Origin of the sequence: Shewanella sp. GutDb-MelDb, from assembly GCF_002836075.1 — a bacterium.
In the GTDB taxonomy this organism is placed as follows: Bacteria; Pseudomonadota; Gammaproteobacteria; order Enterobacterales; family Shewanellaceae; genus Shewanella.
This window is the reverse complement of the sequence record NZ_PJBM01000161.1, coordinates 1-12,715: the sequence shown is the minus strand read 5'-3', so window position 1 is coordinate 12,715 and position 12,715 is coordinate 1. Positions and strand designations below refer to the sequence as shown.

9 protein-coding genes and 1 pseudogene are annotated in these 12,715 nt (G+C 44.7%); 7 read left to right on the top strand and 3 right to left on the bottom strand.

Features of this window, described 5'->3' with window-relative positions:
* A pseudogene (locus tag CXF82_RS07075) lies at positions 1 to 417 on the bottom strand (DUF3108 domain-containing protein); the annotation flags it as partial.
* Positions 418 to 449: 32 nt separating this feature from the next.
* Positions 450 to 803, bottom strand: coding sequence for an MGMT family protein (locus CXF82_RS07070; RefSeq protein ID WP_232775096.1), 354 nt, complete (start codon positions 801 to 803; stop codon positions 450 to 452).
* Between the two features lie 222 nt (positions 804 to 1,025).
* Here CXF82_RS07070 and CXF82_RS07065 point away from each other — a divergent pair, with 222 nt between their 5' ends.
* Positions 1,026 to 1,700, top strand: a complete 675-nt coding sequence (locus CXF82_RS07065; protein ID WP_101091896.1) for a hypothetical protein — start codon at positions 1,026 to 1,028, stop codon at positions 1,698 to 1,700.
* A gap of 88 nt (positions 1,701 to 1,788) precedes the next feature.
* On the opposite strand, the gene CXF82_RS07060 is transcribed toward CXF82_RS07065, so the two are convergent.
* Positions 1,789 to 3,501, bottom strand: coding sequence for an MFS transporter (locus CXF82_RS07060; RefSeq protein ID WP_102043927.1), 1,713 nt, complete (start codon positions 3,499 to 3,501; stop codon positions 1,789 to 1,791).
* 299 nt (positions 3,502 to 3,800) lie between these two features.
* Here CXF82_RS07060 and def point away from each other — a divergent pair, with 299 nt between their 5' ends.
* The 6 genes from def to CXF82_RS07030 all read left to right on the top strand — a co-directional run.
* Positions 3,801 to 4,292: a peptide deformylase gene (gene def / locus CXF82_RS07055; RefSeq protein WP_102039725.1), complete on the top strand. Its 492-nt coding sequence runs from the start codon at positions 3,801 to 3,803 to the stop codon at positions 4,290 to 4,292.
* Positions 4,293 to 4,524: 232 nt separating this feature from the next.
* Positions 4,525 to 6,078 (top strand): translesion DNA synthesis-associated protein ImuA, encoded by a 1,554-nt coding sequence (gene imuA / locus CXF82_RS07050; RefSeq protein ID WP_102043926.1) that lies wholly within the window; start codon positions 4,525 to 4,527, stop codon positions 6,076 to 6,078.
* A gap of 18 nt (positions 6,079 to 6,096) precedes the next feature.
* Positions 6,097 to 7,674: a Y-family DNA polymerase gene (locus CXF82_RS07045; protein WP_102043925.1), complete on the top strand. Its 1,578-nt coding sequence runs from the start codon at positions 6,097 to 6,099 to the stop codon at positions 7,672 to 7,674.
* Positions 7,674 to 10,847: an error-prone DNA polymerase gene (locus CXF82_RS07040; RefSeq protein WP_102043924.1), complete on the top strand. Its 3,174-nt coding sequence runs from the start codon at positions 7,674 to 7,676 to the stop codon at positions 10,845 to 10,847. Before CXF82_RS07045 ends, CXF82_RS07040 begins: the two co-directional genes overlap by 1 nt.
* Positions 10,848 to 11,150: 303 nt before the next feature.
* On the top strand, positions 11,151 to 11,681 hold the full coding sequence (locus tag CXF82_RS07035) for a DTW domain-containing protein (RefSeq protein ID WP_101091902.1): 531 nt from the start codon (positions 11,151 to 11,153) through the stop codon (positions 11,679 to 11,681).
* Between the two features lie 911 nt (positions 11,682 to 12,592).
* Positions 12,593 to 12,715, top strand: a 123-nt coding sequence (locus CXF82_RS07030; RefSeq protein ID WP_145991669.1) for a twin-arginine translocation signal domain-containing protein, incomplete at its 3' end; no start/stop codon positions are given.

Genomic DNA, 12,715 nt, shown 5'->3' with positions numbered 1-12,715 from the left:
CATGAGAGCATCAAACAGCTCGGCGTCGTAAGGGAACTTTGCTCGTTCATCTTTATAACGGCTATGAACCACATTTTGCCCCTTAGCAAAAGCGATTTGCTCTCTAAAATCAGGCCCGGTTCCAGTTCTCTCGACAGAGTAGCGCATTGGCACTAGCTGGTTGTCTTGGAGTGTGAATTCACTGCGAACATGGCGTTGATCGGAGAGCATTAGCAGACTGACATCACTGTCGAAACGGTATTGGAATACGCCTCCGTCAGGGGCCGATAAAATATAACGCGCGCGACCAAGTTCGATACTGCCATAGTTGACTTGATATTCAGCTGTGTGGGGAGTCAAAGGCGTAGTGTCAGCTATGAGGGGATAGCTCGTCAATAGCAAGCTAGCAGCAAATAAAATACGTGACTTTTTAGACAAAAACCTCTCCTTAAAACAGTGTTTAATGTGCTTTAAAACGGTATCGAAAGCACTAATGTTGCCATATCAGGTCGCCATTCATGATCAGACAGCTTAACTCGACCGCGATTGACGATAACGCCTTCGCTGCGTAGCAGCTCCATTTGATCCCTGAAAGGTTGAGTATGTTCGGCAAACGAAATCTTGCCTTGGCTGTTAATCACTCTATGCCAAGGTAGGGCTAGTGTTTCAGGTGCGGCTTTAAGTGCCTTAGACACATAACGTGCTCTGCCTGGTAGCCCGGCTAAATCTGCAATTTTGCCATAAGAACTGACATTCCCTGCAGGGATCATAGACACAATATGCCATATTTGCGTCATAGGTGAAGCTTTGTTGTCGCTTTCCATGAATCACTATCCCTTTATTTTCTCTTAAACTCTATCGTGTATCGGGATCTATCACAAGATTGTCAGCAGATCATTAATGCGGTTGATAACGCGAAGGTTGGTTACGCCTGTTAAACTTTTGCCAGCATGCTGCTACTTTATTAATACGTTGTAATATAAGGTAAAAGTTCTTGCTGAGACTTAGCGCTAAAGTAATAATAGCGCTTTTCTACGGTATATATCATGTCTGCGCAGGTCATCAACCCTCTCTTTAGCTCGTTACTGTTGCTATCTACTGTTTCTCTACCTGCTGTGGCTGAGCAGTATCGTCATATTGCGGATCCGCTCAACCTAAGTGATTCGCTGTATGTTGGCTTTACTGACAATGTACTCAACGTTGGTGGCACCTTGGCGACGGACCATCAAAAATTTTCGGCCAACACTAATACCGGAGGTGATAAATGGCATTTGGGTTATCTATATTCATCCTCTAATCAGTGGCATCTTAGAGCATCGATTGATCATGGTAAAACCGATACCCCTCAAGGAAAAGCCAGCCATTATCAGTATCAACTGGGTTTGATGCATGAGCATAAAGGCTGGTTAAATACCCAAGTATTTACTGAGTTTGCCGTTAACCATTTAGCGGTTAAGTCTTATACCGACAGTACCGCGGCTAACGCCAGTATCACAGTGTTAAAACCGATTACCGAACATTGGTACAGCGAACTGTATGCCAGAGGTAATGCAGGGATTGATGGTGTTGAGCGTTTTGATGCGAGGGCCTGGTTAGCAATGGGCTACCAAGTGAACCCTCAGTGGTCATGGGTGGTACGTTATCAGTATGATTGGGAAAAGCTTGAAAATATTGAAACTGATGACACCCAATGGGTATTTGCCGTTCGCTCTCAGTTTTAATGCTGTTGCAATAACATCGTACACAATAAAAAGCCCACGCTAATGAAATTAGTGTGGGCTTTAAACATGTTAATTGAGGCAGAATTACTTAAGCTAGCTCGCCGTCAATGGTGTCTTGCGCGTGTGGTGTAACGCCAAATTTATGGAAAATAATTAAACCGAACGCAGTCAGTAGACCGAGTCCGCCAATAATAAACCACATCATATCTGGGCGCTCAGCACCTTTGGCAACTTCACTATAAAGGTAGCCAGATAATGGACCTGCCAGTAAAAAGCCAATAGCCGATGAGACAAAGTAGTAGCCCATAAACATGGCTTTTTTATCATGAGGTGCAAAACTAGCAACGTATTCTTGACTCTTTGGTGAGGCAACCATTTCTCCAATAGAGAATACTAAAATCGAGGTGAGTACCATTGCACCGCCCATGATTGCGCCATGCGCTAAGCCACCAATGGCTGTGCCTAGTGCGAGGATAATGGTTCCGCCAACCAGTACTGGAAGCGCTTGGAAGCGCTCAACAAAACGGCTAACAACTAGTTGCATCATGACAATCGATAAAAAGTTAAGCCCGATAAGGTATTCAGGGTTCACTTGGCGATGTTCACTGGCCCAGCTCTGGGCGTATTGCACTGCCAAGGCTGGAGTTTGCCCAATAGCGGTAAATGCTTGGCTTATTTCGGTTGTTGGTACCATCACTTTGGCATGAACCAGTTCAAAATAGGCTTGCTTCGCATTTAAGGTTCCAGCACTGAACTCTTGTGCTAAGCGGGTGACTTCTGATTGCAGTAAGCTGATATCGACGGGCGCAAAGAACTGCTGTAAGTCTGGGTAGTTAGCTAGCATCAAGACTAAATCAGTGGTGTCGACAAAGTCACGGATATAGATAGGTAGCGTAATAAAGATTTGCTGATACACCATCCACATGCCCGATAAAATAAGCAGGTAGATAACAAATGGTTTGTTACCTAGGCTAATTTTTTGGCCATACCATGGCGCGCCTTTTTGAGATGAAGCCAGCTTGTCCCAAATAAGATGGGCACTGAACCAACAGGCATAGATAATAAGCGTCGTTTCACCGGTGATCCATTTAGCGCCAAAAGACATTAATATAATCAGCGTACCGAAAAATAGAATCGCGAAACGAGCATTACCGAGGACCTCTTGAATATCGCTGAAAACGGCTTTGAGTGGTTTACCTTTTTGGCTATTTTGATCCGTTGGCTCTTTGTAGAATAACAGAGCAGGGATAAAGTTAAGTGCGATCCAGAATGAAGACATAATAAACACCCAGTCCCAGCTAATGGCGCGCACGTAACCCGCCACGAATGGCCCTAAGAATCCACCAATATTGACCATCATGTAAAATATGCCAAAACCTAAGCCACGGTTAGTGTCATCGGTGGTACGGGCGACAGTACCTGTTACAACAGGTTTAAAGCACGCAGCGCCTACAGCTACGCCCATGAAGGCAACAAAGAAGCCCATAAAACTATCGACCTGACCCAATATATAATAACTGGGGCACATGATGGCATAAGAAATTAGAAACATTTTCCGGTAACCATAACGGTCGGCAAGTGCGCCTGTCAGTACTGGGAAAAGGTACAAGAAAAAGGGGATCATACCTTGTAGCAGGCCACGTTCTTGATCAGAAAAACCTAATCCACCTTGATTTTGTGGCGAGGTCATATAGAGCGATGAAAGGGCAAAAAAGCCATACCAAGCGAGTCGTTCAAAGATCTCCATGGTATTTGCGACAAAGAATGTCGGGGGTAAGGGGGATCGCACAGCTTGTGTCATATTATTATCCGTATACTTTATACATTTTTAAGGATGTTAACATAGCTGTTACTAAAATGGATCGTATTGTGTGATTTTGAATCGTTTTCGCGCTAAGGGAAGCGCCGTAATTTAATATAATTCCCGAGCTTATATTATCGACTTTATTCTCAGTATCGTAACGGTTGCCATCTGAACGGCCTCTTTTCGGGGCAAACAGGGGCTGAGTACGGTAAGTTAAGACTCGCAAGAGTTGCCTTTATTGTCGATTCGGTCATAATAGCGCGAAATTTTTTAGTTAATACTAGTGTGATAATGATATGGCAGTGTTAGACATTTTAACGATCCCTGATGAGCGGCTTAAACGAAAAGCTGAGCCGGTTAAGGATATTGATGCGGTGCAGGGTTTTATTGATGATTTGATTGAAACCATGTACGACACCGAGGATGGTATCGGGCTTGCAGCAACTCAAGTCGGTAGCTTGCATGCTATTTTAGTTATCGATTTGTCTGAAGAACGCGATCAGCCGATGGTATTGATTAATCCTGAAATGGTAGAAACGCGTGGTGATTTTCAAGGGGAAGAGGGCTGTTTGTCTATTCCTGGTTATCGTGCGAAAGTGAATCGTCATGAAGGCGTAAAAGTCACTGCATTAGATCGCACAGGTCAAGCATTCGAGATCGATACCGATGAGTTTCTTGCCGTTGTACTGCAACATGAGATGGATCATCTCAAGGGTGTGGTGTTCACCGATCACCTGTCGATGTTAAAGCAGCAAATAGCGCTCAAGAAAGTGAAAAAGTATAAGTAATAAGTCCTTGCTTTAGAATTTATTACGATACATAAAAGTATTATTTATTAACGCCCCTCAATTGAGGGGCGTTTTTTTTGGCTTGCAGATCTGAATCGAGTACTTGCGATCTCAATAAAGATAATTATACTGTATGCATATACAGTATTTAAATTTAAGGATCATAACGCCTGTTATCAAAGGGTAGGTCCTCAAATGATGAGTACTTTTTATCTCACAGACAGGTGGAAACATGGATCAATCAAGCGCAAAGGCATATTCGGTATTAAAAGATAAAGAAGCGTCAGAGCCGATTGATAGTGCCAGTTTCCGCAAGCCGGTGATCGTCAATGCTGAGCGAATATGCAAGACCGCTACCAGCGCTAATACAACAGGAACCTGTTCTTTAAATCAATTGTTAGAACGGCAAGACATTTGGCGTGGGCAGCAGTGGCAGCAGCAACATGTAGCCTATCCGACGGGTTTTTCATTGTTAGATAAAAATCTTGCTGATAATGGTTGGCCACAAATCGGTGTGTGCGAAATTTTATGTGATGGTGTGGGTCAAGGTGAGCTCAGTATCGTGTTGCCTTTATTGAAACAACTTATAAGCCACTGTGTGTCATCAACACAAATTAATGATTCCATGGTGATGCTGGTGGCGCCGCCTCACATCCCTTCGCCGCAAGCTTTGTTACAACAAGGGTTGGATGTGGAACGCTTGATCTGGATAGATACTGAAGAGCGAAAAGAACGCTTGTGGTCCATTGAACAAGCGTTAGCGAGTGGCAGCGTACCACTAGTATTAGCTTGGCTAGACAGTTTATCGATAACTGAGGCGAGAAGGTTGCAGCTAGCTGCAGAGAAAGGCCAAGCCTTGTGTATGCTCTATTTACCGACAACGAATGCACAGCTGTCACACCCAGTGAATTTACGTTTAGTGCTGCAAAGACAGTGCTTTTCGGCGTTAAATGCCAATGACAGTAATAACAAAAAAGCCGTTATCGTCGAAGCATCAATGTTGAAATTAGTGCCCAAGCTGACTGAGCGCCAGCAGCCAAGTTTAAGTCGATTTTCAAATAGTCATTTAGGGATGACTGAAATCAATATTATTAAGCGCCGTGGTGGCTGGCCTAGCCCTGTCTTTAGTCTACCGCTGCTGCCTCCTCATTTAAAAGAAAGTCTATTGGGTGTCAGTGCTTGTTTGATTGATAACGCTTCGCTAAATGATGACTTGTCCGGTAGCGCCTCACTTAATATCGATTTGATAGGTCAGGATCTGTGCCAAGCGCAAGTTAGCGCAATTAAAGGGCTGGCGGATTATAGGGCTGTAATCAGTAGCCCACTATTACCGTCTACTGCGGGTGATAAGGTTCTATCTGTTATTAACACCTTATCTGTTACTAATAAGAGTGCAGCGGTTAAAGTCACAAGTAGCAGACGATCAATATTGGCTGTACACATCGATGCGGTAAACGCTGAGAGAGCGAGCAAAAAAGCTAATTCATCTTCTGTTATTTATCATGCAGCTGAGGCTGAGCGAGAAAACCACTTATCGTTGCAGCTTGAGCCAACACGTAGATTAAGCCTGCAGCCGACATATTATCTTAAAGCGCCTTTGAGTGAACTGGTGAGCGATTCAATAGAGCAGGCAACGTTAGTAACACCGACATTGTCAGCAGAGGTAAAGCGTCACAGTCAACCATCGCTTGCTGCATCTTATAACGACTCTGCTCAAGATAGATGGACAGAGTCTTATAAAACGCTGCAGCAAGGGGCGCCAACATCACCTAGCAAAATTCATTAACCTAATGCATGGTCGCTAATGGATATGTTATGGCTAGCAGCTCATTACCCACAGTGGGCACTACAATACTTCTGTTACCGCAATGAGCTAAATCAAAGCGCTGAAGTACTATTGTATGACCCTAAGTCTTTACACGTGCTGGCACTTGACGCTGGGAGTCACAAAGCTGGAGTGACGGTTGGGATGAGCCTTTCTACCGCGCAAAGTTTAACGCCGTCGGCGATGTTAGCTGAGTTCGACGCCTCCACTAATCAGCAAGCGTCAGATTGGCTATGCCAATGGAGCTATGAGTTTAGTGCACGCGTCGTGCCCCTGCGCTGCGCCTTGGTGCATGATGCACACAAAGATGGTCAATCGAGTGCGAAGTTACATGTCGATGAGTTTGTTTGTAACACCCTGTTGCTTGAAGTCAGTTCCATAGCGCTTATTTTCGATGGTATTGATAAGCTTATTGAGCAATATGCTCAACGAGCCAAAACCTATGGTTTAGAGGTGTCTCTTGCAATAGGCAAAACACCTTTAGCGGCACAGTTGCTCGCGCAGCAGTCTTCAGTCATGGCTGAAGTGACCCAAAGTGAATCCCTTAATCCTGATAAGAGCCATGCGTTACTTAGTCAATTACCGATTGCCTCACTACCGATATCACGCTTTTTAAGGCAAAGCTTTCTCGATATTGGCGTGACCTCTTTTGCGGCTTTGTGCACTTTACCGGATAAGGAACTAGGGCGACGATTCGGCCCCAAGCTGCTGCAACTTCTGGCAAAAATCTCGGGCGCTTTACCGCATCCGTTAACCTATTTTGAGCCAGAGGAAACTTATCTGCAAAAACTGTCTTTATTATATGAAGTTGAATTGATGCAAGGGATTGTTTTTCCGTTAGGTAGAATGCTCAAAGAGATGGCGAGCTACTTAAAGCAACGCCAACTTGCGATTCAACAGCTTAAATTGACCCTCATCTACCGTGATAGCGAGCGCAGTCAGCTTGATATTATTATTCAGTACCCCTTTGCCGAGCATCGCAGTGATAACTTATTAAGCTTATGCCGTATGCAACTAGAGCGTGTCACTCTGTATCAACCTGTGGTTGAAATGGTGATTTCTGTCGACAAGTTTGTACCTATTACGATTGCTAATGACAACTGGTTTGGACCACAACAGGCAGCTCAGGGGCAACGTTCAGAGAAAGCTTTGCGGCTGATGGCGCTGCTACAAGCAAGACTGGGTAGCGATAAGGTGAAAGGACTGCTGGCAACTTCTGCTCATTTACCTGAAGAGAGTTGGCAAGCAACGGATCTTTCCGCTACCAGCCAAGAGCACAGACCCGTTATCAAGTCATTGCAACAACTCTCTGATCTTGGCCATCCGACGACAGGCCTCAGCGTGGGGGCGTGCCGTCCAAGTTGGTTGTTGACGACACCTGAAATGATCTCGATTGAGATGATTGAGCTGTTAAAAGGACCTGAAAGACTGCAAACACACTGGTGGCAGGAGCCAGCCATATGCCGTGATTACTATATTGCGAGTCATCAGCTAGGCGGATTATGTTGGGTATTTAAAGATAGCCGTGGTTTTTTCTTACATGGCTGGTTTGGCTAATGTACGCCGAACTACATGCTATCTCTAATTACACCTTTCTTCGAGGAGCTTCTCATCCTCACGAGTTGGTCGAACAAGCCGCATTACTGGGATATAAAGCGATTGCGATTACCGATGAGTGTTCATTTGCGGGCATCGTGAAGGCGTATGAGGCTGCCAAAAAACAGCAGATTAAGTTGCTGGTGGGCGCGGAGTTTCAATTAGCAGAAGGTGTGTTTGTGCTGCTTGCGATGGATCGCCGTGGTTACGGGCAAATTAGTCAATTAATCACAACCAGCCGTCGCCGAGCTGCAAAAGGCGAATATCAACTGCACTTTAGTGAACTAAAGCAAGGTTTAGAACGCACCATTTTATTATGGCAACCGACGTCACTTAATCCAATTCGCAGTGATTTAGGCGATTTATCACCGCAACTAGAGGCTTATCAAACTAAGATGCTCGCCATTGGTCAGTCTATCCGCAATGTTTTTGCTCAGCGTTGTTATCTACTGATGGAGCGCAGCTTAGTGGCTGGCGAAGCATTAAAGATCCAGTTGTGGACTCAAATTGCCAGTCAGTTAAACATGGCGTGTGTTGCGGCAGGTAATGTTCGTATGCATTGCGAGCAAAGGCAGAAACTGCAAGACATACTCACCTGCATCCGTTATAGCACTGAACTTTCACAAGCGGGGGAGCGTTTGTTAGCCAACGCCGAAACGGCGCTTAAACCGATGAGTGCGATATATAAACGCTACCCAAAGGCGTGGATTGATAACTCATTACTTATCGCCGCGCAGTGTGATTTTTGCCTTGATGAACTTAAATATGAGTACCCAAGTGAGGTGGTGCCGAGTGGATTATCAGCGAGTCAGTATTTAGCGCAAGAAGTCTATAAAGGAGCTATGCGCCGCTTTAACGACCATGTTCCAACAAGCGTGACATTGCAGTACGAAAAAGAGCTTATCTTGATTAAAGAGATGCAGTACGAATACTTCTTCTTAACCATCTTTGATATCGTTCAATATGCCAAGTTACAACAAATTTTGCATCAAGGGCGAGGCTCTGCGGCTAACTCAGTTGTTTGTTACTGCTTAGGGATCACTGAGGTTGACCCTACAAAAGTGAATATGCTGTTTGAGCGTTTTGTCTCTAAAGAGCGCAATGAGCCTCCTGATATTGACGTTGATTTTGAACATGAACGCCGTGAGGAGATCATTCAATACATCTATCGCAAGTATGGCAGAGAGCGGGCGGCGCTGGCAGCGACAGTGATAAGTTACCGTTTTAAAAGCGCACTGGCAGACGTTGGAAAAGCATTAGGCATCGATAAACAGCACTTAGACCATATGCAGCACAGCATTGATAGGCGTGACAGTGAAGCGGATTGGTTAACCCAGCTACAAGATAAATCCTTGGTACCAACCGAGGGAATGGGCAAATATTTATTGCCGCTAGTGCAGAGCATCTTAGGGTTTCCAAGGCATTTATCGCAGCATGTTGGTGGCTTTATTATCTCTTCAGGTCCATTAAGTGAGTTAGTGCCCGTTGAAAATGCAGCGATGGCCGATAGAACCGTGATTCAGTGGGATAAAGATGATTTAGAAAGCCTAGGGCTACTAAAAGTGGATGTACTGGCGCTTGGTATGCTGACCGCTATTAGGAAATGTTTTCAACTGCTCAGCACACCCAAGCATAATTTTACGATGGATCAGGTGGAGTGGGAGCAAGCCGCTGTTTATAACATGCTACAACGTGGCGACAGTATCGGCGTTTTTCAAGTGGAATCGCGAGCACAGACGTCAATGCTGCCGCGGCTTAAGCCGCGTTGCTATTACGACTTAGTGGTGCAAATCGCTATTGTCCGCCCAGGGCCCATTCAAGGGGATATGGTGCATCCCTATTTAAGGCGTCGAGACGGTTTAGAGAAGGTGACTTACCCAAGCAAAGAGGTTGAATCTGTGTTGTCTCGAACAATGGGCGTGCCGATTTTTCAGGAACAAGTGATTAAGCTGGCAATGGTTGCTGCGGGTTTTTCGGGTGGGGAAGCGGATCAACTGCGGCGGGCGATGGCAAGCTGGAAGAGATCGGGTGAATTACAGCAGTTTGAGGGTAAGCTACTCAACGGTATGCAAAGCCGAGGTTATACGGCTCAGTTTTCACAACAGATCTACAAGCAGATAAAGGGCTTTGGCGAGTATGGTTTTCCAGAGTCCCATTCAGCAAGCTTTGCATTATTAGCCTATGTGTCAGCTTACCTTAAGTATCATTATCCCGCGGCATTTTGCTGTTCATTATTAAACAGCCAACCAATGGGGTTTTATAGCCCATCGCAATTGATCCAAGATGCACAGCGCCACGGCGTTGTTGTGTTACCCGTGTGTATCAATCAAAGCCAGTGGCAACATACACTCGTGGCAGCAGCGCATGGCTCAAAGGCGATTCGTTTAGGATTTCGATTGGTGAAAGGGCTTAATAGAAACGAAATTGATAAATTGATGGAGCAGCGACCAGAGCAAGGTTTTTCTCATATTGATCAGATTTATCAATTAGGCATCGCTCGCCATGAACTGGAAACACTTGCCAGTGCTGATGCGTTTATCAAGGTCGCAGGTCACCGTCATCAAGTGCGTTGGCAGTTATCGGCATGTCAGCCAAGCTTACCTTTATTTGACAATGCCTCGGAGTTTGAAGGGGAGCCTCCGCGAGCAAACAACATTGACCCGCAAGCGCGTGCTGTATTATTTAAGGCGGCAGAGGTGATGTTACCCTGTCCGAGCATTGCTGAGTCCATGCAAGCCGATTATGCCTATACCGGAGTCACACTGGGTCAGCACCCGATGAGCTTATTACGGGATAAACCTTGTCTACAGCATTGTCTAACGGCAGAACAACTCGATGAGTGCCGTAGCGGGCAAGTGGTCACGGTCGCTGGCCTTGTTGTCGGAAGGCAGCGGCCTGGCACTGCGTCAGGGGTGACGTTTATTACCCTAGAGGATGAAACCGGCAATGTGAATTTAATCGTTTGGAGCGCAACAGCAAGAGCGCAACGGCAGGCATATTTGGTGTCTAAAATCATGAAGGTGAGTGGTATTTTAGAACGAAAATCTGGAGTGACTCATGTTGTGGCTGGCAAGCTAATTGATATTTCTACGGCACTGAATGAATTAGTGGTACGTTCAAGAGATTTTCATTAATGACGATTATTCATTTGATAATAGGGTCTATTAAATACGCGTTTTTATTCGCGAACTGAGTATGAGTGACATGAGTATTAGCAAAATGTGTCCAGGATCAATAATGCAGGAGCCGTGACCGAGGATACCAAAGCCTAGCATAACGTGTGCTGTGATTTCAGAAGAGCACCACAGACGGTGGGTATGTCGTTAATGAAGCTGCAATTAACGATCTTGAATTCTACCATTTCTCCACATTCTGGATTCTGCTTTCCGAGGTCATTTGGGATATAATCTGGCTGGGTCTTTTTTTGGGTACAGACATTGCAAATCATTCTACTAACTCATGAGCGTGAAGTGACACGTCCAAGTAACACTGGGCAATTAGCACTTGAATGCTTCCCTGACATTTGCACACGGATCATATGGGCAAGAACCTCGCCCGATGCCGTACTGGTTAAACAATTACAAACAGCTGATTGTGCGCTGTTGTTTCCAGAAGAGATTGATAGTCCTTCAGAGTTAGCCGCTTTAGTTAGCTCGTCAGAAAAAAACAGCCAAGTCGCAAGTGTCCTGCATGATGAACAGAAAAGTGAACCGGCAATGCCATCAACCTTAGTCATTCTCGATGCGACGTGGCAGGAAGCACGAAAGATGCTGCGCCGAAGTGATTATTTGAAAAATGCGCAGAAATATTCGATATCTTCACAGCAGGACTCTTTGTTTACCCTCAGGCGCAACCAAGTGGATGGCGGATTATGTACCGCAGAGTGCATTATCGAGTTATTTAAGGCAGCTAATATGCCTAAGCAGGCGGCCCAATTAGCTGAAAAATTTGCTCTTATGCAGAAGTAATCTTCATAGGGAATGCCTAACGGTGACAAGCCACATCGTGCTCCAAAATAGCTTAACTGCTGGGGTTGAGCGTTGCGCTTCTTTTTTGTAACGAGAACAGTTCAACAGCTCTAGAGTAAAGTTATTATTTTACAATGATTTCTTCTATCTATGGTTTAAGTATTGTGCTTTTAACCCAGTGTTATTCCGGTCGTTAACGTCCAAGTTTTGTTGAAAGATAGAACTATCTAGCGATAGACCGAACTGTCTTTTAAATATGGATGATGTTCGCCATCGCCGAACTAGCTTTTATTGCCAATTCAGTTGCAGAAGAGTTTTGCATTCCTCTTATATTGAGATTAGTCCGAGCCCCCGCATGTTACACATGTATCGGCGCGTGTAACATCTATTACATGTAACCCGTACTTTGGACATCCTCAAAATCACTTACACCAGACTATTTTAATCTTTTTCGGCTTGAAATTTTGCATGATTTACTCGTCATAAATGCTGAGGCTTTATCTCTTAGCTGTTTATTTGGTGAATCAAAATATGTGATAGATCGTGCTACCAATAACTTTCAGCTGAATGGGTTTTAACTGTTATTTATCAGGATTTTAGTGCGTTTGTAGTGGGGTGCGCAGAATGGTAAATAGGCATGCTTTCTTTGGTCGTTAGGAGGTGAAGGCGAGGGTGAACACCAAAAATAAATAGCACCGTTATTATTCCCATCGGCTTGTTTTATCGCTATGTCACAGTTTGGAACCAAGTCCAAAATTCAGTTAATATCCCTAAAAACAAAAATATGGAACCTTCCTTTAACTTCTTGATTACAAATGTGTTGTATTTTGTAAACCATATTGCAACTCTCATTTTGGAATCGATTCCAGCATTATGATCTCGTTGTCGATTATAACTATGGATGATGACAGATGAGTAATAAAGATCTGCTAGGACGCCGCAATTTCATTAAGGGAATGGGAGCTGCAGCTGGTGTTGCAATGGCTGCACCAGCAATGGCCATTTCTGAGAAAGCGGATGGTGTTAAATGGGAT